We start from the raw sequence: 24,863 nt of genomic DNA on the forward strand, positions 1-24,863 counted from the left end.
GGCGACCACCGGCCCGGCGTCAATTGGCGGGGGCCGGGCGGCACCCCCCACACCGCCCCCCCCGGCTGTTCAGCGGGTAGGCCAAGACCTCGGCCGCCGCGGATCGGCGTTGCCCTGGTGTGTCCGCACTGTCGACACTGTTGACCGGACAGTTCAGCGGCCCTTGCCGTGCTCGCGGTCCGCCTTCGCCGGCTTCTGGTCGCCTTCGACGATCTTGGGGCCCTTGGGCGGGGCAAAGGTGCTCGCGGCGGGCTTGGTGAAGTCGACGCGGGTGTAGCCGACACTCATCGCGGCCGGGCCGCCGCTCTTCGAGGTGATGGTGAGCTTCAGCGGGACGCTGTTGACGGCGTCCACCGCGAACCGGATCGATTCCCCGTGCTCGTCGTGCCTGGGCTTGATGACGAGCTGGTAGGCGTCCCGTCCGGCGACCTTGGTGGTGCCGCTGAGCGTGGCCGAGCCGGCGTCCCCCACCGCCCTCAGGGTCTGCTTGGTCGCCCACTGCAGGGTGGACATCTGCAACAGTTCCTCGAAGGTCATATCACCCTTGCCGTGGGGGGCGTCCCGGGGGACGGTGTGGTGCACGGCGATGTTGCTGCCGCTGTCGTACTCCCAGGCCTCCGTGTCATTGTGGATGAGGGTCTTGCCGTGGATCGGCATCCGCTGCTTCTCAGGGCCGTCGGCGGCGATCTGCTGCGTCTCCGTCTTGGACTTGCTCTGCGACGCGGCGGCGGAGCCCCCGCCGTTTCCGACGCCGTTCAGGGCCGCCCTGCCAAAGCCCGTGAGTTGGACCGTGCCGGAGAACCGCTGATGTCGGACTTGGACATCCTGGCCATCCGGGCCTTCGCGGAGATCCTCGGCAGGTGCGGAGAACCGGATCCCGTGTGCGCAGAACCGGAGTCGGCGAAGGCCGGGACCAGCCCAATCGTCGCCGCAATCACCCCCGCCGCCGCGACCGGTACGCCGTACCGCCCCGCCCTTCGGAGCTTTGCGGAACGCCCCCCGCCCAATTCCCCGGTGACCTCAGTTGCTTCGTTCCGTGACATCTGACCTACCTTCGTGATGTGCGGCGGTTGCGGTGTCCGTACACGCGTTCACTCGCCGGGCCTTGTGACCCGCCCGCCGCACTGGACCAATCGGTGACAGCTCCAACCTCGCCGAGCAGCACCCCTCCGCTCTGCCCCGAAAGTCGTCGCCCGCATCGACGAAAGTCGCCGCAGCCCGGCCTCGCCCGCTGTCGGATGTGCCAGGCCCGTATGCATGGCAGGAGGCCCGCGGCCTGGAACCCGCCGTCCGCCCGCTGGCCCGGCGTGTTGGTTGATCAGGGCTGCGGCTACACCGGTGGAGGCAAGGAAGTGTTCGGCTTCCGTTCGTGGCTGCGGGGGAGGCCTTGGTAGCCAGCCAGGACACGGTTCAATCGCGGGCCGCGACTACAGCAGATGCCACTGTCAGACCCGTGCGCCAGGGCGTGGTGCGGGATGGACCGGTGCACCCACCCCATCTGGAGCCCGTGGCAGGTCCCGCCCGGACTTACACGGTCGGGTCCGGCTGGGCCGCCCTGCTCGACCAGCTCCCTCGCAACTGCTCGCCCTTACCCCGGACTACCCACTCGACGGCTGACCACCAGGTTCGGCGGCCTGCGCAGCCACACTTCGACACACTCCGACGCTGTATGCCGTCCAACCGGGTGACGGGAACCTCAGCAGAGCGGCCGCGTCGGTCTCCTCACGACGACTGGCACGACGGTCCATCAGCCCGTGCTCCTCCGGACCAGACTGCCACGGCTCCCGCCTCACAGCCGCGGCGCGACATGTGCAGGGTCCTCAGCCCGCTGCAGACGGTTTCCAGCGCGCAGTGAGGCCCCTGCGACGCGTACGACAGAAGGCCCGCGACCCGGAACCCGCCGTCCGCCGCCGGCCCGGCGTGCACCATGCCGCCGACCAGTCCGGCCCGTTCCTGCAGCCCGGTGAGCCCCTGCCCGCCGATCACCGCAGGCCACTGCCCGCCGGCGGCCATCGCAGGCCTCGGCCCGTTGACCACCTCGACCACGAGCGCATCCGGCTCGTACCGCAGCAGCTCCACGCCCGCCCCCGCGACCCGGGACGCCTCCACCAGACCGTCGATTCCCGCCACGCCGCGGCTCGCGGGCACCGTTCGCTCTCTGTGTGCTGCGTCGGCGTACCGTCGCGCAGGATGCCGACCGCTTCGCGCAGCTCGTGCATCGCAGCCGTGGACGCGTCCCGCAGTACGCCGACCGCCTCCCGCTGCCCCTCCGCCAGCCCCGGGTCCACCTCCAGCGCGCCCGCGTGCACGGCGATCAGCGTCAGCTGATGGCCGAGGCTGTCGTGCATGTCCTGGGCGATCCGCTGCCGCTCCCGCATGCGGGTGTGGGACGCGATGAGTTCGCGTTCCCGCAGCAGCTGGGCGTTGTGTTCATGCAGCGCGGACAGGAGCCTGCGACGCTGGGCGCGATAGCGGCCGACCAGCCCGGGCACGACCGCTGCCGCAAGGAATGTGGGCGTGGCGTTCAGCAGTGTCACCAGTGCGGACACTCCGGGCGCCTCCTGCTCCACGCAGAGCACCGCATAGAGCACAAACGAGGTTATAAACGCTGAAAGCACCCGTCGCCACGGCTCGATTCTCGCGCCCGCCGACCAGCCCGCCACCATCAACAGGGGAATGACGGGGGACCATGTGCCCCCGAGCACGCCGACCATCGCACCGGCGAGAACCAGCACACTCGCAGGCAGCACCCGCCGCAGCACAGATATAGCCGCGACGACCACAGCCGCGGCGGTCATCCCCGTCACGCTGCCCGTCAGGCGTACGCCGTGCGTCTGGCTCATGCTGCGCAGTATCCATTCGTCGCCGCCGCGCGAGACCAAAGGCGGATGCGGTGAGCGGGTTCCACGAAGCCCGCCCGCTGGGTTGATCCTGCCGCCCCGTGCAATGTCTCACGTGGGAACCGATCGAGCTATTCTTGCCGATCGGCAGGTGGATCTGTCGCTGGTCAGCGTGGACTCCACGGTGGCTTCGCCGCGTGGACCCTCGACGCACTGGCTGCTCAAGCACAGCGACTGGTCATCGACGTCGGCCGCAGCCAAGTTCGCCGGATCCTGCTGGCCGAGGGCGTGCACTGGCGACGCACCCTGTCCTGGACTCGCTCGGAGGACGCAGAATTCGAGGGAAAAGGACGCAGAATTCGAGGGAAAGGGACAAGGGGCATCGAGTTCTACGCCTGCCCGCCCGAGGGCGCGACGGTCGTCTGGCCCGACGCACTCGGACCGGCGATCCCTGCACGTTCCCACCAGCGCTGGGCTGGTCGCCGGACGGCCACCGCATCAAGTCCGAGGTTGACTACGGTTGCGGACCGGAGAAGACCTCGATCTACGGCGCGCTGCGAGTGCGGGACGGATACGAGGTCACCATGACCGTCTCCTCCCGCAACGGCGCCTTCTACCAGCAGTTTCTCCAGAAGGTCGAGACAGCCGATCCCGCCGGGGACATCTATGCCGTCATCGACAACCTGTCCTCGGACAACAGCGTGTCCACCCGGACCTGGCTGGAGGACCACCCCAGAATCCGGTCCGGCCCTGGGTATGGGGAAGATCCACACCTTCAACCCGCTTCGCTGGTTGCGGAGCAACAGCAGGTCTGGCGGAGACCGTAGTTGGACGGATGTGCGAGGATCTCCGGGTGAATGATCTACGCGTCCGCCCGGCCGGCGAGGGCGACTTGGCCAGTCTCGTCCGCCTCCGCGACGACGCGGCACGCTGGATGCTGACCCGGGGCATCACCGGGCAGTGGCGGCCGGGAGAGCTGGACGAGGGCCACTTCCGCCAGGTCATGGCGCATGGCGAGGTCTGGCTCGCGGAGGTCGGCCGGCGTATCGCCGGCGCCTGGGAGCTGTGGTGGGAGGACGAGGCCGCCTGGGGTCCGCAGCCGCCCGTGGCCGGATACGTGCACCGGCTCATGGTGGACCGGGGCGTCGCTGCACACGGGACAGGGCGGCTGCTGTTGAGCGCGGCGGAACACCGAGTGGCTGCGGTGGGACGGACATGTGTACGCCTGGACTGCTTGGCCGGTAATGCGCAGCTGAACGCCTACTACCAAAATGCCGGTTACCGCATCGTGGGCCAGAAGGAGGGCAAGCCGCAGCCGGGCGGTACGCCCAAGTCCTTCACGCTGCTGGAGAAGGAGCTTCAGCAGACAGGGTAGGGCGGAGATCGGGACTGATGGAGATTCTTGAGGGAAACACCCAGGGATACTTCTCGCTCCACTCGGTCCGGTTTGCACGCCCGCTCTATTCGGCCGGTTCGTGCATTCCTATTGTGCGCACCTGGTAAGCCCTTCCTCGACTTGAGCCGCCATCTCGTCCATGGCGCAGCGGAGGATGACGAGGAAAGCAGCAGCGGCCATGGACAGAGTGATGTGCCGTTACCAAGCTTCGTAGCCGCGGACCTTGTAGCGGTCCAGCCCGGTCTCGTTCTTTGCGGCCTGGGAACTGGTCCCAGCCGGAACGGCGGAGGGGCCGGATGTGCTCGGTCCACCAATCGTAGACGCGGGTACCAAGGTAGAACCAGCACAGGACACGAACCGCTGCTGGAGTAAGAGAACTCGTAACACGATCTTGTTGAGCGCCCCTGGTCGGCCCTGCCCGATGTGGCGGCTGTTCCGGATGGTGTGACCACCGGCCATGGATCGTGGACGATGATCTGTGTCCGCCGATTGAGCCGATGTTGCCGCCCCGGCCCGAGAAGGCACTTGGACCGGAAGCGCAACTCATGATCGTGTTACGAGTCCTTAAAGGATGTCCCTTAGATTATCTGGGATCAACCGATGACCAAACCTACGATATCAGTACCACACATACAGAAAAATTGGCAAGACTGCTCCGGGCAGGCCGAATTCGCACTTGTAGGGGAGGCCCGTGGCTTTGCCGGCGTTCTCGCACATTGTCGGGTCGTTGTAGTACGTGGCACGGTAGTGCCAACTGGGCGCGGCGGCGGCCGTGTCGCTGGCCGAGACCTTCGCCGATTGCGTGAGTTCGGCCGCCTGGGCGGGCACGACTGCGCCTCCGAGGGCGATCGCACCCCCCAGGACCAGGCCCGTCAGTGCATGACGTATACGCATGAAGTTCCCCTCTTCTAGTCATGGTGCAGCCAAACCCGCGGAGCAACGCGCCCCCGGGAATTCGTCCGTCTACCGGACTTCCTCATTGCTAGCACGGCGCGCTGACGAACCGCACAAATCCCATAGAATTTACGCCACCGTCGACGCCTTTCCATTGCTCCAATCGCTGCCCATCACATCAGACATGGAATCGCGAAAGTCGGAGAATCCGTGCAGGCCAGCAAGGTAACTGTATTGCGGCCGTCACAGCGGTCGCAGTTCGGTCGGTGAGGAGCGTACCCACAGCCCCGAGGACTGATCAATGGCCGAATACGGACGTATTCAGTAACGTCCCCCGTGATCACAATTCTTCGTGACAACCATCGGCACGGTGAAGGTCTTTCGGCCACCCATCAAAGGGTCAGCCACGCCCTCTTTCCTTCTCGCCGTCGTTCCCCTGCGGTTGACAAACGCAATCCGGCGGAGCGCGAAAACGTGAGACATACGAAAACATGGGCCATCCCGTCGACGGGACAAATTCCACTCGGCGCCATCCATAGAAATGGGCTCAATGCGCCTTTTGGGTAACTTATTGCTATTTGATGCGACAGCATCTGATATGCCAGCCTCCGGTACCTCTGCCTCGAAGCGGCCTGGAACACGAAGGAGGACAATCGCAGTCTCCGGGCCCGTGGAAGCCGGCGCAGCCGCAGCGACACGCGACGGCCCCACCCGCCTGCCGGCAGAACAAGCGGGGTGGCCGCGCTGAAGTCGATCCGTGCCGCCGGCCCGGCGGCGCACCGATCTACGTGATCCTGGACAACTTGTCTGCCCACAAGGGCGTTGACATCCGCTGTTGGGCGGCGAAGAACAAGGTCGAGCTGTGTTTCACCCCGACCTACGCATCGTGGGCGAACCCGATCGAAGCGCGCTTCGGACCACTACGGCAGTTCACCATCGCCAACTCCAACCGTCCCAACCACACGGTGCAGACCCGAGCCCTGCACGCCTACCGGCGCCGGCGCAACGCCAACACCTGCCACCGCGACGTCCTGGCCGCCGAACGCAAGGAACGCGCCCGCATCCGCACTGAGAAAGGAATCCGCTGGGGCGGTCGACCGCTTGCCTCGGCAGCATGACGGCACCGCCCCACCCCGCGGCCGCACAACGTCAGGGGCGGAGTGCCACCAGGAGATCAACCACGTAGGTCTCTTCCACATCCTCGCGAGGGAAAATCCTGCCCAGCCGCTGACGCTCAGCGACGAAAAACGCATGGCGGTCGGCCTCTTCAAGGACGAGGAATGCCGAGCGGCTGCCAATGTTGGCGAGATGCATGTCCAGAGAGACGGTGCGGCTCCAGCGCACTTGACGGCGCGCAACTCGCAGACCCGTCAGACCCGCCAGCCTGATGGCATCGCTGTCCGAAGGTCGCACCGCAGACCTTGGCTTCACCCCGCAGTGGTGCGCGATGCGCTCGTGCTGCTCACGGATCCACGGCACGTCGAAGGCTGTGGTGTTCCACCAGATAGCCAGCGCACCGCCCACTCGCAGGACACGCAACGCCTCCGGGACGGACTGGCCGGGGTCGGTCCACTGCCAGGACTGCGCATACGTGATCAGGTCGCAGGAAGCCTCGGCCAGCGGCAGAGCATTACCGTCACCCCTCACGATCGGCACCCCCGGGAGCGCTTGGCGGAACTCACCGGCCATGGCCTCACCCGGCTCCACACCGATCACATCGGCACCCCGCTCCCGCAGAAGCACGCTGGCGATTCCGGTACCCGCGCCGACATCGGCGACCCGGGAACCCGCCAAACGACAGCCTGCGAACTCCTCGATGGTGTCAAAGAGCGCGGCTGGATAAGAAGGCCGACTCGCCGCGTACTGAGTCGCGGCTACATCGAACGACTGGGCGCGAGAACTGGCGGTCATACCCTCATCATCGCCTCCCTGCGCCAAACATTCGCCCCCCACCGGATCGGTGGTCGTCTCCGGTCACAGCGCTGGGGGCTAATGAAATCCGGCCTTGCGTCGTCCGAAAGCCAGGTTGTCAGAGCTTTCTCAACGCCCGTTGCCGCCGTGTTGATGCCAAGAGTGACATCAACCTACGGGGCAGCTCGCGACGAGGTCCTCTTCACTCCGCTGCCAGGAGTGGTGACTGTGGTCGAAAGGAGCTGCGGTAGATCGCCGTGATGCAGCTGCTGTTACGGATGGTGGTCGGCCCGGGCGATGAGGTCGTTGGCTCGCGGTCGCAGTCGGCAGCCCCAACGCCCCGACTGCCACGACGGTGAGTCATGTCTAGTTATGGGGCTGCTTGACAGGGTGCCCGCCGACGTCTTCGTCGTCATCGACGAGCGTTATCGCAAGTTCATCACGGAGACGGGCATGGACGAGACCCGGATCCAGGCCTCCGTGGTGTACCGTGTCGGCCTCCCCCCGAATCGGCCGAACGCGTGCGTGGTCCGCACTCTCTCGCACGCATAAGGGCTGGCCGCGCTGCGTGTCGGATACGCGCTTGCCGGATCCTGGATCGCTGCGGCGGCTCGGGCGGAGGCCCTGCCCGTCTGCGGTGAGCAGGCTGGCCCAGGCTGCGGCCATCGCCTCGCTGGCCGCGGAGGACGAATTGAACTCCCGGGTCAGCCTGGTGGTCCGGGAGCGGGACGGGATGACGCGCGCGCTGTCTGCCCAAGGGGGATGTACCAGCCATCCGGGCCGACTTCCTGTGGCTGCCCCTGGGGCAGGTGACCGCGGAGTTCGGGCAGGCATGCGTCGAACACCACGTGCTTGTCCACGAGATTCCGGGTAGCGGTGCCTGTATCACCGTGGGGGCACGCGAGGCCCAAAGACGCCGTCCTCTGTCACGGCCCGGATATTCAGCCCGGCCGCCTCGATGACGATTTGTTTCCGGGCGCGTTCGGGTGCCGTCCGCCGACACTGGGACGTCACTCAGAGTTGCCACTGCCTGGCGTACCTGGGTGGATCCCGAGCAATGATTGAGCTGTTCGGCTCCGTCGGCCGTGGGCGGGCTCCCTGCTGACGGCTGTCAGGTGTGGCCGTGGGGCCCGTGCACGCGATGTTGCCGCCAGAGTGATCGACGTTGAGGTCCTCTCACCCGAAATGGACGCCCCCACGCAGCGGCGGGCTCGTCGAGATCGCCGGTCGGCGGAGCTGAGCGTGGTGTGTGGGGTTCCTGAAGTCGGGTTCATGGGTGGCCGAATTCGAGGAAGACGGTTTCGGCGGGTCCTTGGAGATGGATGTCGAAGCGGTAGCTGCGCGGGCCGGTCGCCACGGCGATCATGGTGCGGCGGCGGTCGGGTGGAAGGGAGGACAAGAGGGGATCCGTGGTGCCGTCGTCCTGAATCGGGGGAAGGTAGAGGCGGGTTCGGAGATGGCCGGGCAGTCCTCGGGCGAAGAGGCACAGTGAGAGGTATCCGACGCCGCCCGGTGGGAGGGTGCGGACTGCCCATCGCCCCTGGGCGTCGGTGGCGACCCGTCCGAAGCCGGTGAATCCGCTATGACCAGCGGCGGCTCCTCGTCGCCGTGAACCGGGCGCTCCCGCGCGTGTGCCGTCGGGTGCGGGCTGCCATATCTCCAGCAGTCCGTCGTGAACCGGGTCGCCTTCGCCGTCGTAGAGGTGCCCTTGGATGGTGACGGTGTCCGGGTGGCCGTCTGGCGCGATATCGGTCCCGCCGGCGAAGGGCAGGGCGTGGCCGAAGTAGGGTCCGATGGTTTGCGGGGGTGTGGGCACGAGCGGGGGCGGTGGCATGGTCATGCGTTGGTCTCCCTCCGCGTCGCGGCCGGGCCGTCGAGGACGATGTCCCACCGGTAAGCCAGTGTCCGGCCCGGCATGGACAGCTCGTGGTCGTACGTGGCGACCAGACGCGCGCGGGCTCTCGCATCCGTGACGGCTTGGAAGAACGGGTCGTGCGCCAGCAGCGGATCACCGGGGAAGTACATCTGCGTCACCGCGCGCTGGGTGAAGGCGGTGCCGAACAGTGAGAAGTGGATGTGCGCAGGCCGCCAGGCATTGAAGTCCGTGCGCCAGGGATAGGCGCCGGGCTTGATCGTGGTGAACCGGTATTGTCCCTGGTCGTCCGTCAGGCAGCGGCCCACACCGGCGAAGTGCGGGTCCAGGGGGCCTGGGCCGCGGTCGGCCTGGTGGGCGTACCGGCCGGAGGCGTTGGCCTGCCAGATCTCCACCAGCTGCCGGCGTACCGGCATGCCGTGTTGGTCAGTGACCCGTCCGGTGACGGTGATGCACTCGCCGTGCGGCTGGCCCGGGCACTGCCGGGTGAGGTCTGCGTCGAGCGCGTCGACGTCCTGGTCCCCGAAGACCGGACCCCACAGCTCCGCCGCTTCCGGGTCCCGTACGCGTACCAGCGGGCGGCGGGGCAGGCGCGCTGCCGCGCCGGGCGAGGATGCTCCGATTACCGACTCGGTCATAGTCCCTCCGATGCGCCGTGGACGGGCTTTCACCAGACCGGAGGCCGGCAGGTCCCCGCAAGGGTGCGTGGCGCGCCACCTGGCCAGGAACCGAGATGGCCCGCGAGCGCGCGGACCGGCGGCTCTGCTCGTGCGGGTGGACCCGGCCCATGCAGAGGCCGGGGACACTGCTCACGGCGCTGCCGGGCGGCCCCTGGTTTCGGCTGCTGTGCCGGGGGATTGCCCCGTGATAAGGGCTCATTGAAATTGAAATGTCCCACCCCTTGCTCAGGGGTGGGACAGACCCGCTCGCCCCGATTCCCCACCTTGCGGGACCCTGGCGTGAGTCCGAACGTCTCTCTGCGATCAGGCGATGAGTGCTGTGGCACAGGAGCAGGACAGGCGCGCAAGGCGCGGCGGGGAGCGCGCATTGCCTGCTCCTGCTTCCGCTTCTGCTTCCCGGTCCGCGTGGCGCTCTCAGCGCTCTCGGTGCCGTCTGGAACGTTGCGCTCATGACCATCACACACGTCCCGGCGACCCGCCTCGGCCGCTTGGCCCTGTCCGTGGGCGCCGCCGTCGCGGTCTTCACCGCTCTGCCCATGAGCAGTGCTCACGCCGCCGACGCCAGCGGCACGTTCTTCTACCACTCGTCGGTGGGGGACTTCCGGATCAGCAATCCGCCCCTCGGCGCGTGCCAGCCCCTCCACGACGGCGCGACCAACGCCTCGAACCAGACCAACGCCACCGCCACGCTCTACTTCGACGGCAACTGCCAGAACTCCTGGGGCAGCCTGCAGCCCCGCCAGTTCACCGACTTCTTCGGGGACCTCCCCCACAGCGTCAAGTTCGGCTCTTAGCTGCCTCCCTGCAACGGCGGGGCCCGCCTCGGCGCCCCGCCACCCCACGTTCACGCGAGCCGCTCAGTAGGGTCCGCCGCGCCGGCGGAGGAGCAGTCAACGTTTCGGCACGGCCCCCACGTCACGATGGGGCGGCCTGACCCCTTGTTGGGTGTGAAACCAAGTGAGGAATGCTGGCGGCCCTGGGGAAAGCAGCGGATCCCCATCACCCGGCAGGCAGATGAATGCTGCTACGCGCCACTGCGCCGGTACGGCCTGGGCTACTGCGTCGACGCCTGGGGCAGGCTGTTGACGAAGACCGTCTAACGCCGTGTCCTGCATGGTTAGTTTGGCGGGCGCTTGTAGCAGCGGAGGGCCGCGGCGAGGCCGTCACCGCCACCCCGCCGCCCGGCGGCCACAGCCGCGCTGGCGGCAGCAAAGGCCTCGCGATCTCCAAGTGTCCGTCCGGCCGATCCATGCCCACCGCCCACCGCCCACTCCCCAAGACCCGGCCAGCGACCGACTGACCATGTAGGACACGGTGCAAGTCCCGCGATCACGAAAGAGGTCGGTGTGCTCCACAATCCGATGCTCGGCGGACTGCTGGCCCGCGACCCGAGGGAGGTGATGCTCGTCGATGCCCACAGCGGACGGCGCCTTGAGGTGGGAGCCTTCCTCGACGAGGTCGCGCGGTGTGCCGGCGCTCTGGCCCGCCGAGGCGTCGGGCGTGGCGATCGGGTGGCCATCACCCTGCGGGCCACGGCGGAGTTCGTGACCGTCGTATATGCGTGCCTGCCGCTGGGGGCCGTGCCGGCACTGTTCGATCCGGCGATGCCGCCTGAGGTGGCCGGCCAGGGCTTGGAGCGCCTGTCGGTGGCGCTGTGGGTGACCGCGGAGGGGCACGAGACGGGCGCGGCGGCCGCGCGTGAACTGTTCGAGGGGCCTGCCCGCGTGGCCCCGCCCGTGGCGGTCGGGACCGAGCATCCCTGTCTGATCATCCACACCAGTGGGACGACCGGACCGCCCAAGCCGGTGGTGTGGACCTGCTCCAACGTCGCCTCCTACCTCGACCAGCAGCGCCTGCTGTACGGGGACTGTCGGCTGGCCACGGAGTTCGTGGTGCTGCCGTTCCTGGGGCTGATGGACGCGGCACTGGGGCGGACGCTGGTGCTGCCGGACCTGGGCGATGCGGAGCCGGGACTGGCCGACATCCAGGCCGCCCATCGGCAGATGACCGCTCTGGGGTGTGACTACACCTTTGCCTCCCTGGCGTTCTGGCGCCGCTTGGCCAGTCACTGCCGAGACCACAGGCTGCCGCTGCCTCCGGTCAGGGTGGCCACCGTCTCCGGGGCACCGGCCAGCCCCCGTGTGGTGGAGGACTTGCTGCGTGCCCTGCCCCAGACGCGTATCGATGTGCACTACTCCAGCACCGAGGCGCCGATGCCACTGGCGGTCGTGGAGGCCCGGCAGTTGGCCGCACTGGCCGAGAGCGCGGCTCGCCGCGGGCGGGGCGTACCGGTGGGCACCGCCCAGGACACCCGCATCGCCATCCTCCCCCTGGACGCCACTGACGTACGGGAGTTCGAGGACTCGGACGAGCTGCCCGCAGGGGGGATCGGGGAAATCGTCGTTGCCGGGCCGCGGGTCTCGCGTGAGTACGCGCGGTGGCCGCAGCTGACCGCGCGGGCGAAGCTGCGTCACCGTGACGGATCGCTGTGGCACCGCATGGGGGACGTGGGCTACCTCGACGCCGACGGGATGCTGTGGTTTCTGTGCCGCAGAAAGCACTTGATCCATACATCCCACGGCCTGGTGTATCCCGACCAGCAGGAGTTCACGTACAACCAGCGGCTCGGCCTGACGCAGTGCGCCCTGATCGCTGTGCCCGATGACGGGCTGTTCCTCGTCGTTCCTGCAGACGAACAGCGCGCCGCCCCTGCCGACCAGGTCCATGCCATCGCCTTGCACCTCGGCTGGTCCCTGGCACACCCGGTTGCCTACCCCGGCCGGCTGCCCGTCGACCACCGGCACAGCACCAAGATCGACCGCCCGGCCCTGGCCGCCTGGCTCACCGGCACCACAACAACAGTCCATGGAAGACCGCGCACATGACGGCAACCGACGTGCAGCGCAGTAACGGGGCATCGATGGTCCTGCCACCGCGCACACCGATCGCGGCGTGTGCGGCGCCAACGCACAGGTGTCTGCGTCTGTAGCGGCCTCCGGTCAGCGCACCGAGCTATGGCCGGGCTGGCCGGATGCGGGCTTGCCCCCGGGTGGGCGGGCCTGGTGAGGTGATCGTCGTGGCAGCGGACAAGGACACCCCTGACAATTTTCCTGATTCCTCCGGCCGGACCATGGTCACGCTGGACGACTACTACACCGCGGCACGTCCCCTGGTCGAGTCGTGCGCCTGGGACTACATCGATGGCGGCAGCGGTGATGAGACGACCCTGCGCGAGAACCTGGCCGGCTACCGGCGCTACCGGCTGCGCCCCCGCGTCCTGGTCGACGTCTCCCGCATCGACATGCACACCACCCTGCTCGGTTCCCCGGTCGCCCTGCCCATCGCCGTCGCCCCCATGGGCTTCCACGGCCTGGTCACGCCGGAAGCCGAGTCGGCCTGTGCCCTCGCCGCGGGAGACGCGGGCGCGCTGATGGTGGTCAGCACGTTCTCCACCACACGACTCGAGGACGTCGCACGGGTCGCGCGGGGACCGCTGTGGATGCAGCTCTACGTCTTCCGGGATCGCGCAGTCAGCGAGGATCTCGTCAAGCGGGCCGAGGCAGCCGGGTACCGGGCGCTCGTCGTCACGGTGGACGCCCCGGTCCGTGGGCGCCGGGTACGGGATCTGCGCAACGCCTTCGCCCTCCCGCCGGGTCTGGCACCGGCGAACTTCCCCGACACCTGCGCCGACGGCTCCTCGGCCGAGCTGGCCGCGCAGCTGGCCCGGCGCATCGACCCCGCCTTCACCTGGGACGATCTGGCCTGGCTGCGCTCGCTGACCCGGCTTCCGGTCGTCCTGAAGGGAGTGGTCACCGCCGAGGACGCGGCCCGCGCGGCCGAGTTGGGGGTGGCTGCGATCGTGGTGTCCAACCACGGCGGCCGCCAGCTGGACGGCTCGGTCACCGCTCTCGACGCTCTGCCCGAGGTGGTCTCCGCCGTCGCCGGACGCTGCGAGGTGCTCATCGACGGCGGCATCCGCCGTGGCTCGGACGTGCTGATCGCCCTGGCTCTGGGCGCCCGGGCGGTGCTGGTGGGCAGGCCTGTGCTGTGGGGCATGGCCGTCTCGGCGGCCGAGGGCGCACGGGACGTACTGTCCATCCTGGGCTCCGAGTTGGAGACCGCCATGGCGCTGTGCGGCCGGACGGACCTGGCCGCCCTGGACGCCAGCCTGCTGCACCCGGCATCCCGCCACCCGTCCTAGCAGGCCTCCCTCTTGGTCATCAGCCAGGCGCGGCCTCTTCGCGGCCGAGTGAGGAGGACGACAACGCCGCCCACCGCAAGGTCCGTGCTCGCGTGGAGCATGTCCCGCAGTAGCGGGCAGCCGGTCTCCCGCGAAGCTGAATGGGACGGATTGTTCTCAGGGCGGCGCTCATCACCTTGGCCTGCACCGGCTCGAATCGCAGCCTGGGCCCGCCTGGCATGGCCACATCTCACCTCGATGATGCCCTGACCAGTGCGCGGACCCGCAACAGCCTGCAGAACGGCTGGACGAAGAGGTCCAACGAACTCGAAGCCCGGCAGCAGCACCACTCACCAGAGCGGCTGACGCAGTGCCGCTGCCACGAAGACGTGAGACCTGATTGTCGTCGAGTTCATCTCGGATGTCGTCGAGCGACTGCTGAGGGGACTTCTTCTGCAGTTCACGCGTTTCTGTGGTGTGGGTGAATCCTGGTCCCTTGTCGCCGCGTCCGCGCGTCCGCGCCGGCCCGCCCGTTGTTCGCTTCCCCCTGCATGTGACGCGGTGACAGCGACAACGGCGCTGAGGGTCTGGCGCAGTGCTGCGTTTCGCGCGAAGCTGGTGGACAAATCGGTGTGCGGCGGTGCTGGTCGGGGGAGGCGCTGTGCGGAGACTGTATTGGGCGTTGGCGCCCTGCTCATCATGGGCCTGCGGAGCTACGAGGCCTGGGTATACCCGCGCAGTGAGAGCTGGGCGGCGGGCGGCGCGCTGATCGGGGGCGCCTTGGTCGGCCTGGCGGCCTGGGCGGCTACCGACACGGAGTTCAGCGCCGTGGGGTGGGTGATGGGCCTTGCTTTCGTGGTGCACTGCATGGGCGGAACCATCCAGGGGAAAGGGCTCATCACCGGTGGACTTGATACGCGCACGACGCTCCAAGAGCATCCGGTCACGCGGGTCAAGGCGGTCGATCAAACCGGTGGCGATCAGGTCGCCCAGCCTGCTGCGGGTCATGGCCGGTGATCCTGTGCAGCCACGGTCGACGAGTGCGTACCGGGCACCCTTTTCCGGAGCGCAGCGCCATACCCGGCTGACATGCTCCGGTGGTAAGGAGCAGGTGATGCGGTTACGGCTCGCCTCCGGCGAGGAAGTGGAGGAACCAGCTGGCGGTCGACGCCTTGCAGCGAGAGAACACGGGCCAGGGTGGATGAACCGTGCGGCTCGGCCTGCGCGCCGTCAGCATACGTTGATGCAACCCTGGTTGTCAGCATGTGATGACGGCCATGGAGAACACACTCGAAATCGCCGAGGGTGCCGCCAGTAATGACCCGGACGTTGGGCTCCGCGCGGTGGCCGCCCTACGAGAACTCGCCGAACGGCTGGAGATCCTCCAAATCGAGAACGCGCGGAAGCTGGGATGGTCTTGGCAGGACATCGCCGAGCGGCTCGGCGTCACCAAGCAGACCGTGCACCGCAAGTACGGCCATCTCATGGGGAGGCGATGATGTTCGAACGCTTCGCGCCGGAAGCCCGCACCGTCGTGGTTCACGCCCAAGAGCACGCCCGCCGGCTCGGACACCACTACATCGACTGCGAACATCTCTTGCTCGCCGTCGTCGCCACCGACCAGCCGGCGAGCGCCGTTCTGCGCCAGCACGGTCTCACGCCACAGCGCGTCGAGGAAGAGATCGTCCGTCAGGCCGGACTCGGGGCTGGGTCCCACCTGCTCGACACCCTCAACCGGGACGCGCTGGCCTCCATCGGGATCGATCTCGACGCCGTGCATGCCAGGCTCGAAGAATCCTTCGGAGCAGAAGCCCTCGCACGAGCCGACCGAGCCGTCCACCGGAGGCCCCGCCCCTCCAGGCTCAACCCCCGGCGCGCAGTGCACCCGGGATTCGTGCACCACTGGCGCCGGCGCCGACGCGCCGTACTCACGGCACCGGCCCCCGCTCCCACCGGCCTCTACCAGGCCACCGGCACCCGCCCCACCGGGCACATCCCCTTCGCCCCTCGCGCCAAGGAGAGCCTGGCCAACGCCGTCCGCCGGGCGCAGGACCGGCACGACGACTACATCGGCACTGAACACCTCGCCCTCGACCTCATCGCCATGAACCGCGGGTTGGTGCCTTCCCTGCTGTCGGCGCTCGGGGTGTCAGCCCCCGCATTGCGCGCCGCGATCATTGACCGCTACGGCCGGGCGAGCTGATCCCGCTCCCTGCCGCATCGCCACCTTCTACACCAGGTGCGGCGGAGCCGGGCCGGAACACCGGGGACAACGCAGAGCATCCGCACGCCCGGGACCGGTTCATCGGTTCCGCGGAGGCACGGGGGCCGTTCGTCTCTGCGTACTTGTGCGTCGAAGGCGGCGGTGACGTCGTGCACTCGTCAGTGAGCCCGACTGGTGCTCACTGCCTCGGCGGGTACTACAACGGCTGCCCGGTCGCCTGACACCATGGCAGATCTGAAGAACTGGCGCGCGGCCTGGCCACCCGCTACGAGAAGACCGCCATCGTCTTCGGAGCCGGACTCCTCGTCGTGGGCATCTTCATCTGGTTGGCCCGCCGATCAGAAAGAAAAGACGCCCGGCCGCAGTTCATGCATGCACGAACTGCGGCCGGGCCCTACTTCTGGGGCTTGGAGCCCGGGGATTCGGCGAGTACGTGATCAAGACCATCGCGGATGGCAAGTCTGTATATCTGCCGAATGCCGAGGACTGCACCCAGTTGCTTGTCGTAGACGGTGGGGGCCAGGGCTGGTCCATGGCGGTGGTGGACGCTTAGGTCCTCTCCCGGAAGGTGGCGCTGGAGCCCCTTCTGCCAGTACTAATCGGCCACGCACGTGTTCCCGAATGTCGGATTAAGGAGGGCGACGATGTCAATGGAGTTGCCGCAGAGGTTGATCGGAAGGTGGATCGGGGCCTGGATGGCATTGCCCGAGATGACGCCGGGCGAGCCCACGGCCGCCCCGTTGGCGTCGGCGTCAGCGACGGCAGTCCCTGTGCAGGCGACAACGCCTGCGGCGGTCAAGACGATCGCGGTGATGGCGGCACGTACACGCATGAGTTCCTCCTGGTGCTCAGAGAGTTCGTCCTGAGCATGGGCCGCAGCAGGATCATGAAAACCACACTCACAGGGGGCGCGGGAGGCGCACGCAGTGTCCGGTCGTGAGACCGGGCGCAGCTCTCATGGGCGTCCTATCGGACAGGCCGGGAAGAGGCCCCAGGGACTGAAGGGTGCGCCTACGGGTGGTAGAGGGCTTGGGCACGCGCCACGTCGACAGGCTCGGCCTCCCCGAGATACAGGAAGTAGTCCACCTGCCACGCCTGAGAGCTGGATGCCTGACGATTGGTCGTGGTCACCCACGGCGGGTAGACGCGGAAGCCTCGCTTGCCGCCGGAGCCGTTCCGGGACACGATGCCGCGCTGACACAACGCCTCTCGCGGGAACACGAACTGTCCGAAGTAGCCGTTGTCGCGGCTGCTGATGACGAAGAGATCAACCCCGTCCTCGGCATCGAAGGGCCGGATCGGTCCTTCCACGGATCGCTGCCACACGGTGACGAACTGGCCGACCTTCGTCGGGGTGGTCTTGGCCACGCGGAACCTGACCGACATCCCATCGAGGGTGAACCCGTGAGCTGAGTACTCAGAACTCTCCGGTTCGGGCACCGGCCGTGAGCAAGCAAAGCCACTCGGGTCGTACACCAATGCCTTCGCCGCGATCAGGTCACCATGAAGCCCTGCCCAGGGTTGATTCGCCGCCATCCTCACATCCTGCCATCACGCCCGCCACACACCGACGAGTGCTCACGGCCGCCACTCAGCAGCAGCACCTCCGCCGCCGGGTCTGCTCGATGTGCACATGGACGTCAGAGCGGAATCGTGTCGCCGGTGTCCGGGCCTGGTGTGCGCGGTGAGGGCACCGGGCTTCCTGCCCATAGGAACAGGCTTCTGCCGGGTGTGGTCTGGTCGTGTGATCCGGGTTCGGTAAGTGCCTGCACGCGCTCTGTCTCCAGTCCGGCGAGTTGGGCGTAGCGGTGGACGTCCTCGGGCAGGCAGCGCATGGGGCGGTACGTCAGGTCGAGGAACTGCACCTCCTCCGTGCCCTGGGATTCCGGCACCGCGACGATGATGGTGCCGCCTGGCACGGTGAGGGCCGAGAGTCGCCGCAGGCCCTCGACGAAGCGTGGTTCGGGCAGGTTGATGAGGCAGAACAGGCATACGACGGCGTCGTACACACCGAGGCCGGCGGTGTCGCTGAAGAGGTCGGCCAGGATGAACCGGGCCCGGGGGACCTGGCGCCGTGCGTGGGCCAGCATGACTTCGGAGACGTCGATGCCTGTGACGTCCAGGCCTCCGGCGCACAGTTGCTCTGCGGTGGGGCGGCCGGTCGCGCACCCCACGTCGAGGACGCGGGAGCCGGGGGAGAGGCGGCGCGACAGCTCCTCGACGGCGTCGATCTGGGCCTGTTTCCGCCCCGTGAAGGCCTGCTCGTACTCCATGCCCAGACTCTCGAAGAGGCGTGCCATGGCGGCGCCTTCCGGTGAGGTCACCACAGGACCGGGAGCCTCTCGGGCACCCGCTTGATGTTGCCCGTGGGCCAGACAAGCTGGTCGGCGGGGAGCGCGAGACGCAGCCGCGGGAGGCGTTCGAGGAGGACGGTGAGGGCCTCGGCGGCGTGGACGCGGGAGATCGCGGAAGCAGGGCAGAAGTGGCGGCCCGCTCCGAACGCCAGGTGCGCGTTGGGCGAGCGGTCGAGGTTGAACCGCTCGGCATCCGGGAACTGTTCTGGGGCGAAGTTCGCGCCTTCCACACAGACCAGCACCAGTTCCCCGGCCCGTACGAGGACGTCACCGACCTGGACATCGGCCCGCGCGATCCGGGGTAGTCCGTCGCCGATCGACAGCGTGGACCGCAGCAGTTCCTCCACCGCGCGCGGCATCGCCTCGGGCCGCTGGCGCAGGTGGTCCATCGCTGACGGGTGACGGATCAGAGTCAGCACGGCGTGCAGCAGGAACACGTAGGTGCTCATGGCGCCGGCGCCGAAGAGTGAGGTGACCGTGGTGGCGAGCATCTCGTCGGTCAGGTCGCCGCCGTCGCGCTCCGGGTCGTCGCGCAGCTCGCGCAGCCGCCGGATCAGGCCCTGCTGGTCGTCACGATCAGCGCGCACGTACCGCAGGACGAAGGCGTAGTCCTTGTCCCAGTCGGCGGTGCAGCCGTCGTAGACGACGGGGCTGGTGACGAAGCCGAGGTCCAGGCCGGACATGAGCCGCAGCCCGTCCTCGTAGGGCAGGCCGAGCACCTTGCAGACCAGAGCGGCGGAATACGGCTCGGCGAACCGCTGTCGCAGGTCGACCGGTGGCCCCTCCTCGATCATGGCGTCGACCAGTTCGTGCGCCCGCGCGGACATCCATTCCGCGGACGCCGGCCCGGAGCGGGGCCCGAAGGCGCGCAGCACTTCCTGGTGGAGCCCGGCGCTGTTGACGTTGCCCATGGTGTTGACGACCTCCGGGGGGATCGTCAGGGCGTACCGGCGCGGCACATCGGGAGCCGCCGTGTCGCGCAGGCTGAAGCGCTCGTCTTCCAGGACCTGCCGGGCCAGCGCGTAGCTGGTGACCAGCCAGGCGTCGTCGCCCGTGAGAGTTCTGATCCGCGCGACGGGGTTCTTCTCGCGCAGCCGCGTGCACTCGGCGGGCACGATGTCACCGCGCCGGGACAGCGACCACTCGACATCGGCGTAAGGGGGCAGGGAGGTTTCGGTGGTGGGCGTGGATGTCATGGCGGTCTGCCTTCTTCTACGGCTTTGCAGGGAAGCCCTGCTCGGATCGGTCGTGGCACGCGACGATGGCGTAGCCCTGGTTGTCGGCTGGGCGCAGCCCTGTCCGGCGCTCGCCGAACAGCAGGCGGCCCAGCGGAAGGACGGTGTGGTAGCAGTGGACGGACGAGGCGGCACCCAGGATCCGTGGGGTGTCGACGAAGAACGGCAACTCGGCGTCCACGTAGGCGAGCGCCGCCTGCACCTGGCCGGGAGAGGGCAGACCGCCCGGCTTCAGCCGCTTGGTGTGGAACTGGTACGCCATGGCGTCCCGGACCGACCGTAACTCCAGGTCGGTACGGAGTGCCGTCCGCGTCCGCGCCCGCACCTCCCGGTAACCGGGCTGGTCGAGGAAATCGGATAACGGCCGAGCCCGTACGCGCTCTGCCGGCGCCCCGAGGTCCTCCAGCGCGCGGTCGATGCGCCGCCGCACGCCCCGCAGTTGCTTGGCCACGCTCCTGCGCGCGGCGAGACGCTCGTAGCCCAGGGCTTCGAGCATCGCCTCCAGAGCGACATCCGCGTGCACCACGTCCACGACAGCAAAGCACTGCACCGCCCACGCCATGGCATCGGCCAGACGCCGGCGGCTGAAGTAGCTGTTGCCCGTACTGACTCCGAACAGCGCGTGATCCCCTCGTTGAAGGACCCCTTCACTGCTCGCCCCGAAGGGTAAGACGCTTACCCCTTGATCACTCTCACTGGAGGTCATCGTCACTCCGCGCGTATGCATCTGCGTCCATGCAGCGCAACGTACCCACGCAGAGTGACGGGAATGCCGTCGAGTCCACCTAAAGGCGTGACGCTAAGTAGTCATTGGTGAAGTCGTGCGACCCGGCGCGCACTTCGCACGCCCCGGCTCGCCCGGCGCCCGGCCCGCTGACCCGCTGACCCGCTCCAGCGTTCCGCCACCTCGTGGTGAGAGGGACGCCTGCGACGCCAGGTCGGCACCCGGCCGGACACCGGCAGAGACGGATCGCCGCCGGCCACGCCCGAGCTGTAGCCGTCGCGCTCGGGTCCTGGTCCGACGCCTCAGCAACGTCGACAGTGTCGTTCGGGGCTGGTACCGGAGGACCGGCGTCGCGGTCGTCGAGTGGGACTGCTCGCCGACCGGCGGCGGCGGTGATGGCGTCGTGGCTGCCCGAGCGGCGTGAGGCCGTTGGCCCCGTGGCCATCACGCGTACCGGCGGAGCGCTCCGGCCCACGGCCGAGCGATCCGCCTCTCACGCGACCTTGCTCCACAGCAGGGCTCCAGCGCACATGGGGCAGGGCTCCGCCGTGGAGACCACGATCTGAGCGGCAACGGGCATCTGGTGTGCATCGGTTATGCACAGCACGCTCATTTCTGCGTGCGCGGTCAGATCGCCGCCTTCGACAGTGGCGTGTCCCCGGGCCCTGACCCGGCCCGATGCGGTGTCGACCAGGACAGCGCCGAACGGCAAGTGGCCATGGCGTGCTTGCGCCCACGCGATCTCCAGATCCTCGGCATCCATGTCCGCTCAACGACGACCGCTCGCGTGAGTGTCACGGAGCTGTGACCCAGCGAGAGCGTGTATGTAAGCGGCGGGCCGCACCCTTCGGAGGAAGGCTTTACAGATGCACACCGTACTGCACGCACTGTCGATTGCCGGGTCCATGACCTGGGAGATCACCTGGGCCCTGATTCTGGGCTTCGCCCTGTCCGCTGTCGTCCAGGCCGTGGTCCGCAAGTCCACCGTGGTCTCGCTCCTGGGCGATGACCGGCCCCGCACGCTCGCCATCGCCGCAGGCCTGGGCGCGGCGTCCTCATCCTGCTCGTACGCGGCCGTCGCGCTGGCCCGCTCGCTGTTCCGTAAAGGCGCGAACTTCACCGCCGCGATGGCGTTCGAGATCGCATCGACCAACCTGGTCGTCGAACTCGGCGTAATCCTGGCCCTGCTGATGGGCTGGCAGTTCACCGCTGCCGAATTCGTCGGCGGCCCGATCATGATCATCCTGCTGGCGGTCCTGTTCCGGCTCGCCCTGCGTGACACACTCCTGCGCGCCGCCCGCGAGCAGGCTGAACGCGGACTGGCCGGCTCGATGGAGGGTCACGCCGCGATGGACATGTCCATTCACCGTGAGGGCTCCTTCGCCCGGCGTCTGTTCTCCCGCGAGGGTTTCACCTCGACCTCGCATGTCTTCGTCATGGAGTGGGCGGCGATCCTGCGCGACCTGGTCGTCGGCCTGCTGATCGCCGGCGCCATCGCCGCCTGGGTTCCCGACTCCTTCTGGCGCACCTTCTTCTTCGACGGCCACCCTCTCGCTGCCAAGCTGTGGGGCCCGATCGTCGGCCCGCTCGTAGCGATCGCCTCATTCGTGTGTTCCATCGGCAACGTGCCGCTGGCGGTGGTGCTGTGGAAGGGCGGCATCAGCTTCGGCGGAGTGGTGGCGTTCATCTTCGCCGACCTGCTGATCCTGCCGATCCTCAACATCTACCGGAAGTACTACGGCGCCAAGACGGCCGCCTTCCTGCTCGGCACCTTCTACCTCGCGATGGTCATCGCCGGGTACATCGTCGAATTCGCCTTCGGCGGGCTCGGCCTGATCCCCGACCAGGCCGATGCGAAGATTCCCATGGAGGGCGTGAGCTGGAACTACACCACCTGGCTCAACATCGCCTTCCTCCTCCTGGCCGCGGCGCTCCTGATGCGCTTCTTGCGCACCGGCGGGCCGTCCATGCTCCGCATGATGGGCGGCTCACCCGACACCGGCCACGATCACACAGGCCGTCCGCAACACGGGCAACAAGCAGGGGACACGCAAGGCGGGCACCACCACTGAGGGGCGTCCTCCGCCCGTGGGTGGAGAGCCAATTCTGCCCACGGGCCGATCCGTGAACCGCCGTCGACATGCTGGAGTGGTGCTGTGACTGCCACCTTGCCGCGCGTCCTGCCCAGCCCGGACGGCAACCGATCCCGCCGCCCGGCATCGCTGACGTCTTCCGGGCCTTCGCCCGTGACCTGGCTGCCGGGCGGCGGCCCTGGACGGCTGAGACCGCTCAGTTCATCGCGCGCAGTTCGACCAGCTCGCCACCGACTGGGAGACCACCCGCGCCACCGCAGATGATCAGCGTGGACCTGTCGCTGGGCATACTGCGTCAGGCCCACGACCGCTCATCGCTGCGTATCCGAGCCGACGCGAGCGCACTGTCGTTGCCCGACCTGCGTTTCCGTCATCGGCGCGATCGACATGCTGCTGTTCCCCACCGAGGCCGTCCGCGTCCTGGCGTACGACGGAGTACTGGATCAACCAGCTCGGCAGCGACGGGCCGCTGTACCTGCCCGCGGCTGCCGTCGCGGCAGCCCTGCCCGGCGCCTGGCAGAAGACCGAGTCCGCAGCCGGCTGGGGCACCTGGGCCGTCCGACGCCGCACCCGCTGACACGCCTGCGCCCCGACAGCCCTGCTTCCGACAGTCGACTTGCCTTGTGAACGGGTCACAAGGTCCCCGTGAGTCGGCGCGGTTCGGTGATCTCGTCGAGGACACTCGTCGGCGACGGTGTGGAGGGAGGCGCTCACGGCTGCGCTCCAGGTGGGGCGGCCAGGACCCGCGACCGGGCCGAAGTGCGGGCCGCGGACGGTGTGCACGCGTGCCGTGATCTGTCCGAGTTGGGCGAAGAAGCACGGCCAGAGATCGGGGAGTAGGCGCCGAGACGCTCGGGGGCGGGCACACCGGCGAGGTGGCTGTGCGCGATCCAGTCGCGGCCGGTGATCTCCTGTGACCAGTCGGCGAACAGGACGCGCGGGACGATGCCGACGATGGGGGACAGGTAGGCGGCGGCTGAAATCGCTAGGGCCGTCCTTCGACGGCCCTGCGGCTGGAGGCGAGATTTTCGGCGATCTCGTCCTGGGTCTCGCCAGCCACCGTGCGCGCTGGATGGCTCGCACCTCGGGACGAGCAAGCCGCATCACCTCTTCAAGGGTCGCTCGCAGGGCCGCCTGCCGCCCGGGATCCCCGTCGGCGAACATCCCGGTCGCACGCAGCGTCAAGGGCACGGCGTCGGCCGTCGGCACGCAGACGAGCGAACTGGACAACGAGGGCTATCTGACGATCACCGGCCGCAAGAAGGGGCTCCTGATCACAGAGGGTGGCAAATGTGTCGCCCCGATGAAGCTGTGGAGGGAGGCGGTGATGCGGGACTTCGCGAGGGGGAGGTGGAGGGGGTGTACGAACGGTGAGGGGGTGGGGTGGGTGTGTCGGCCGGCACCCGCTCTGTGGATCTTGCCGACCGTGTTCAAGTTAGGCTGACCGGCCACGTTCATGATCAAACGGAGGGATGAACGGACTTGAAGATGAGGCAGTTGGCAACGACGATCGGGCTCGTCGCCGTGACAGGCCTGGCCTTCACAGGAGGTACGGCGAACGCTGCACCCACGACGCACAGCGCTTCCACCGTGACACAGGTGGCGGCGGAGAGCTGCCCGTGGACTGCCAAGGCGCACGAGAGCGTAAGGATCCACAAGGACAAGAAGCTGAACTCGACAGCGCTTGGGCTGCTGCCCAAGGGCGCTAAGCCCAAGCTGCTCAAGTGCGAGGTATCGATCGGCGGGACGTACTCCCTCTGCAAGTGGAAGGACGACAACCGCTGGGACTACATCAGCTATCGAGGTATCAAGGGCTGGGTGCCTCTCGCCTGCGTGGTCTAGGACTGCCGTCCCGGTAGAGCCGGGCCTGCGATTCCCAGGGCCCTCCCCGTTGCTGCGGTGCGGCACGGACGGAAGCTGGACTCCAGACCTTGCCATGAGCGGAGCGGTGAGCCCTTTCAGTGTTGCTGCTCCAGGGTGAGGACGGCGGCGGAGATGGACGACATTCGATTCGGGCTGCACCGGGACCTGTGGAAGATCCGCCACGACTTCACTCGTGCGACGCCGTGCTCGACCGGTGCCCGGGCCGCAGAACGAGTGCGGTTGATGGTTGGCTGGGTCGGTGTGGGGTCGCGGCCCGGCGGGCGACTGAGGGGCGTCGTCACCCACCGGCCGTCTCCCGTGTAGGCGCGGTCGGCGAGGACGGGGATGCCGTGGCGTTCGCAGATATGGGTGATCCGGTGGGTGTGGGCCGCCGCGAGGGCGTGGGTGCGGCCGGGCAGTGCGGGTGAGATTCACGGCAGCCGGTCGACTCCTTCCTCGGAGCGCGGGACGGCTGCGGCGCTTCTAGGCACGGCGTTCACGTCGGTCTGGTTGAGGCCGTACTGCATCAGCCAGTCCGCCGGCAGAGCCATACCGATTGTCAGTGGTCGCCGCGACACTTTGAGGAGATCACCGAC

At 68.1% G+C, this 24,863-nt stretch carries 24 protein-coding genes and 2 pseudogenes; 13 read left to right on the forward strand and 13 right to left on the reverse strand.

All coding sequences use genetic code 11. The features are described from left to right. Positions 1-153: 153 nt before the first annotated feature. Positions 154-657: a hypothetical protein gene (locus tag AB0L75_RS24205; protein ID WP_365184282.1), complete on the reverse strand. Its 504-nt coding sequence runs from the start codon at positions 655-657 to the stop codon at positions 154-156. Between the two features lie 1,325 nt (positions 658-1,982). After that, positions 1,983-2,843, reverse strand: coding sequence for a histidine kinase (locus AB0L75_RS24210; protein WP_365184283.1), 861 nt, complete (start codon positions 2,841-2,843; stop codon positions 1,983-1,985). Between the two features lie 581 nt (positions 2,844-3,424). On the opposite strand from AB0L75_RS24210, the gene AB0L75_RS24215 reads away from it, so the two are divergent. Continuing rightward, positions 3,425-3,667 (forward strand): hypothetical protein, encoded by a 243-nt coding sequence (locus AB0L75_RS24215; protein WP_365184285.1) that lies wholly within the window; start codon positions 3,425-3,427, stop codon positions 3,665-3,667. 8 nt (positions 3,668-3,675) lie between these two features. Further along, positions 3,676-4,215, forward strand: coding sequence for a GNAT family N-acetyltransferase (locus AB0L75_RS24220; RefSeq protein WP_365184288.1), 540 nt, complete (start codon positions 3,676-3,678; stop codon positions 4,213-4,215). Between the two features lie 639 nt (positions 4,216-4,854). Here the strand turns inward: AB0L75_RS24220 and AB0L75_RS24225 are convergent. Further along, entirely contained in the window at positions 4,855-5,130 is a 276-nt protein-coding gene (locus AB0L75_RS24225; RefSeq protein WP_365184291.1) for a hypothetical protein, read from the reverse strand. Between the two features lie 729 nt (positions 5,131-5,859). Here AB0L75_RS24225 and AB0L75_RS24230 point away from each other — a divergent pair. After that, positions 5,860-6,248: pseudogene (locus AB0L75_RS24230) on the forward strand (transposase); the annotation flags it as partial. A 31-nt stretch (positions 6,249-6,279) separates the two neighbouring features. Here the strand turns inward: AB0L75_RS24230 and AB0L75_RS24235 are convergent. After that, a complete protein-coding gene (locus tag AB0L75_RS24235; RefSeq protein ID WP_365184292.1) occupies positions 6,280-7,041 on the reverse strand; it encodes a class I SAM-dependent methyltransferase in 762 nt (253 codons plus the stop codon). A 372-nt stretch (positions 7,042-7,413) separates the two neighbouring features. On the opposite strand from AB0L75_RS24235, the gene AB0L75_RS24240 reads away from it, so the two are divergent. Further along, positions 7,414-7,593, forward strand: coding sequence for a hypothetical protein (locus AB0L75_RS24240; RefSeq protein ID WP_365184295.1), 180 nt, complete (start codon positions 7,414-7,416; stop codon positions 7,591-7,593). Positions 7,594-8,311: 718 nt separating this feature from the next. Here the strand turns inward: AB0L75_RS24240 and pcaG are convergent. Continuing rightward, complete coding sequence (gene pcaG, locus AB0L75_RS24245; protein WP_365184298.1) at positions 8,312-8,881, reverse strand: protocatechuate 3,4-dioxygenase subunit alpha; 570 nt, start codon at positions 8,879-8,881, stop codon at positions 8,312-8,314. Next, positions 8,878-9,552: a protocatechuate 3,4-dioxygenase subunit beta gene (pcaH, locus tag AB0L75_RS24250; protein WP_365184301.1), complete on the reverse strand. Its 675-nt coding sequence runs from the start codon at positions 9,550-9,552 to the stop codon at positions 8,878-8,880. The genes pcaG and pcaH overlap by 4 nt, the downstream gene beginning before the upstream one ends. A gap of 491 nt (positions 9,553-10,043) precedes the next feature. On the opposite strand from pcaH, the gene AB0L75_RS24255 reads away from it, so the two are divergent. The 6 genes from AB0L75_RS24255 (at position 10,044) to AB0L75_RS24280 (ending at position 15,977) form a co-directional block, all read left to right on the forward strand. After that, complete coding sequence (locus tag AB0L75_RS24255; protein ID WP_365184304.1) at positions 10,044-10,388, forward strand: hypothetical protein; 345 nt, start codon at positions 10,044-10,046, stop codon at positions 10,386-10,388. 552 nt (positions 10,389-10,940) lie between these two features. After that, positions 10,941-12,479, forward strand: a complete 1,539-nt coding sequence (locus AB0L75_RS24260) for an AMP-binding protein (RefSeq protein WP_365184306.1) — start codon at positions 10,941-10,943, stop codon at positions 12,477-12,479. A 191-nt stretch (positions 12,480-12,670) separates the two neighbouring features. Beyond that, positions 12,671-13,795, forward strand: coding sequence for an alpha-hydroxy acid oxidase (locus tag AB0L75_RS24265; protein ID WP_365184308.1), 1,125 nt, complete (start codon positions 12,671-12,673; stop codon positions 13,793-13,795). Positions 13,796-14,449: 654 nt separating this feature from the next. After that, the gene (locus AB0L75_RS24270) at positions 14,450-14,791 is read left to right on the forward strand and encodes a hypothetical protein (RefSeq protein ID WP_365184310.1); all 342 of its coding nucleotides are present in this window, start codon (positions 14,450-14,452) and stop codon (positions 14,789-14,791) included. A 260-nt stretch (positions 14,792-15,051) separates the two neighbouring features. After that, entirely contained in the window at positions 15,052-15,273 is a 222-nt protein-coding gene (locus AB0L75_RS24275) for an AsnC family protein (RefSeq protein WP_365184311.1), read from the forward strand. Then, positions 15,270-15,977: a Clp protease N-terminal domain-containing protein gene (locus AB0L75_RS24280; RefSeq protein WP_365184313.1), complete on the forward strand. Its 708-nt coding sequence runs from the start codon at positions 15,270-15,272 to the stop codon at positions 15,975-15,977. Before AB0L75_RS24275 ends, AB0L75_RS24280 begins: the two co-directional genes overlap by 4 nt. Before the next feature lie 616 nt (positions 15,978-16,593). Here the strand turns inward: AB0L75_RS24280 and AB0L75_RS24285 are convergent. From AB0L75_RS24285 to AB0L75_RS24310, 6 genes are all read right to left on the reverse strand, one after another. Beyond that, the gene (locus AB0L75_RS24285) at positions 16,594-16,830 is read right to left on the reverse strand and encodes a chaplin (RefSeq protein ID WP_365184316.1); all 237 of its coding nucleotides are present in this window, start codon (positions 16,828-16,830) and stop codon (positions 16,594-16,596) included. Between the two features lie 179 nt (positions 16,831-17,009). Beyond that, the gene (locus AB0L75_RS24290; RefSeq protein ID WP_365184319.1) at positions 17,010-17,534 is read right to left on the reverse strand and encodes a MepB family protein; all 525 of its coding nucleotides are present in this window, start codon (positions 17,532-17,534) and stop codon (positions 17,010-17,012) included. A 104-nt stretch (positions 17,535-17,638) separates the two neighbouring features. Continuing rightward, complete coding sequence (locus tag AB0L75_RS24295; RefSeq protein ID WP_365184321.1) at positions 17,639-18,298, reverse strand: methyltransferase domain-containing protein; 660 nt, start codon at positions 18,296-18,298, stop codon at positions 17,639-17,641. Between the two features lie 20 nt (positions 18,299-18,318). Next, on the reverse strand, positions 18,319-19,548 hold the full coding sequence (locus AB0L75_RS24300) for a cytochrome P450 (RefSeq protein WP_365184324.1): 1,230 nt from the start codon (positions 19,546-19,548) through the stop codon (positions 18,319-18,321). Between the two features lie 16 nt (positions 19,549-19,564). Next, positions 19,565-20,314 carry a tRNA-dependent cyclodipeptide synthase gene (locus AB0L75_RS24305; RefSeq protein ID WP_365184327.1) on the reverse strand — a complete coding sequence of 250 codons (750 nt, stop codon included), beginning with the start codon at positions 20,312-20,314 and terminating at the stop codon, positions 19,565-19,567. 490 nt (positions 20,315-20,804) lie between these two features. Continuing rightward, a complete protein-coding gene (locus AB0L75_RS24310; RefSeq protein ID WP_365184329.1) occupies positions 20,805-21,074 on the reverse strand; it encodes a hypothetical protein in 270 nt (89 codons plus the stop codon). Positions 21,075-21,177: 103 nt separating this feature from the next. On the opposite strand from AB0L75_RS24310, the gene AB0L75_RS24315 reads away from it, so the two are divergent. The 3 genes from AB0L75_RS24315 to AB0L75_RS24325 all read left to right on the forward strand — a co-directional run bounded on the left by AB0L75_RS24315 (position 21,178) and on the right by AB0L75_RS24325 (position 24,246). Next, positions 21,178-22,383 (forward strand): permease, encoded by a 1,206-nt coding sequence (locus tag AB0L75_RS24315; protein WP_365184331.1) that lies wholly within the window; start codon positions 21,178-21,180, stop codon positions 22,381-22,383. Between the two features lie 1,093 nt (positions 22,384-23,476). Next, complete coding sequence (locus tag AB0L75_RS24320) at positions 23,477-23,848, forward strand: hypothetical protein (protein ID WP_365184876.1); 372 nt, start codon at positions 23,477-23,479, stop codon at positions 23,846-23,848. Positions 23,849-23,892: 44 nt separating this feature from the next. Beyond that, positions 23,893-24,246, forward strand: a complete 354-nt coding sequence (locus tag AB0L75_RS24325) for a hypothetical protein (RefSeq protein ID WP_365184334.1) — start codon at positions 23,893-23,895, stop codon at positions 24,244-24,246. A 116-nt stretch (positions 24,247-24,362) separates the two neighbouring features. On the opposite strand, the pseudogene AB0L75_RS24330 reads toward AB0L75_RS24325, so the two are convergent. Next, a pseudogene (locus AB0L75_RS24330) lies at positions 24,363-24,698 on the reverse strand (transposase family protein); the annotation flags it as partial. Positions 24,699-24,863: the final 165 nt, after the last annotated feature.

Origin of the sequence: Streptomyces sp. NPDC052101 (genome assembly GCF_040680235.1) — a bacterium.
Classification (GTDB): Bacteria; Actinomycetota; Actinomycetes; order Streptomycetales; family Streptomycetaceae; genus Streptomyces.

Excerpts from the sequence above, each read along its gene's own strand:
- AB0L75_RS24205 (WP_365184282.1), bottom strand. The coding sequence starts at position 657 with ATGCCGATCCACGGCAAGACCCTCATCCACAATGACACGGAGGCCTGG.
- AB0L75_RS24210 (WP_365184283.1), bottom strand. The coding sequence starts at position 2,843 with ATGAGCCAGACGCACGGCGTACGCCTGACGGGCAGCGTGACGGGGATG.
- AB0L75_RS24215 (WP_365184285.1), top strand. The coding sequence starts at position 3,425 with ATGACCGTCTCCTCCCGCAACGGCGCCTTCTACCAGCAGTTTCTCCAG.
- AB0L75_RS24220 (WP_365184288.1), top strand. The coding sequence starts at position 3,676 with ATGTGCGAGGATCTCCGGGTGAATGATCTACGCGTCCGCCCGGCCGGC.
- AB0L75_RS24225 (WP_365184291.1), bottom strand. The coding sequence starts at position 5,130 with ATGCGTATACGTCATGCACTGACGGGCCTGGTCCTGGGGGGTGCGATC.
- AB0L75_RS24235 (WP_365184292.1), bottom strand. The coding sequence starts at position 7,041 with ATGACCGCCAGTTCTCGCGCCCAGTCGTTCGATGTAGCCGCGACTCAG.
- AB0L75_RS24240 (WP_365184295.1), top strand. The coding sequence starts at position 7,414 with ATGGGGCTGCTTGACAGGGTGCCCGCCGACGTCTTCGTCGTCATCGAC.
- pcaG (WP_365184298.1), bottom strand. The coding sequence starts at position 8,881 with ATGACCATGCCACCGCCCCCGCTCGTGCCCACACCCCCGCAAACCATC.
- pcaH (WP_365184301.1), bottom strand. The coding sequence starts at position 9,552 with ATGACCGAGTCGGTAATCGGAGCATCCTCGCCCGGCGCGGCAGCGCGC.
- AB0L75_RS24255 (WP_365184304.1), top strand. The coding sequence starts at position 10,044 with ATGACCATCACACACGTCCCGGCGACCCGCCTCGGCCGCTTGGCCCTG.
- AB0L75_RS24275 (WP_365184311.1), top strand. The coding sequence starts at position 15,052 with ATGGAGAACACACTCGAAATCGCCGAGGGTGCCGCCAGTAATGACCCG.
- AB0L75_RS24280 (WP_365184313.1), top strand. The coding sequence starts at position 15,270 with ATGATGTTCGAACGCTTCGCGCCGGAAGCCCGCACCGTCGTGGTTCAC.
- AB0L75_RS24285 (WP_365184316.1), bottom strand. The coding sequence starts at position 16,830 with ATGCGTGTACGTGCCGCCATCACCGCGATCGTCTTGACCGCCGCAGGC.
- AB0L75_RS24290 (WP_365184319.1), bottom strand. The coding sequence starts at position 17,534 with ATGGCGGCGAATCAACCCTGGGCAGGGCTTCATGGTGACCTGATCGCG.
- AB0L75_RS24295 (WP_365184321.1), bottom strand. The coding sequence starts at position 18,298 with ATGGCACGCCTCTTCGAGAGTCTGGGCATGGAGTACGAGCAGGCCTTC.
- AB0L75_RS24300 (WP_365184324.1), bottom strand. The coding sequence starts at position 19,548 with ATGACATCCACGCCCACCACCGAAACCTCCCTGCCCCCTTACGCCGAT.
- AB0L75_RS24305 (WP_365184327.1), bottom strand. The coding sequence starts at position 20,314 with ATGCATACGCGCGGAGTGACGATGACCTCCAGTGAGAGTGATCAAGGG.
- AB0L75_RS24310 (WP_365184329.1), bottom strand. The coding sequence starts at position 21,074 with ATGGATGCCGAGGATCTGGAGATCGCGTGGGCGCAAGCACGCCATGGC.
- AB0L75_RS24315 (WP_365184331.1), top strand. The coding sequence starts at position 21,178 with ATGCACACCGTACTGCACGCACTGTCGATTGCCGGGTCCATGACCTGG.
- AB0L75_RS24320 (WP_365184876.1), top strand. The coding sequence starts at position 23,477 with ATGGCTCGCACCTCGGGACGAGCAAGCCGCATCACCTCTTCAAGGGTC.
- AB0L75_RS24325 (WP_365184334.1), top strand. The coding sequence starts at position 23,893 with ATGAGGCAGTTGGCAACGACGATCGGGCTCGTCGCCGTGACAGGCCTG.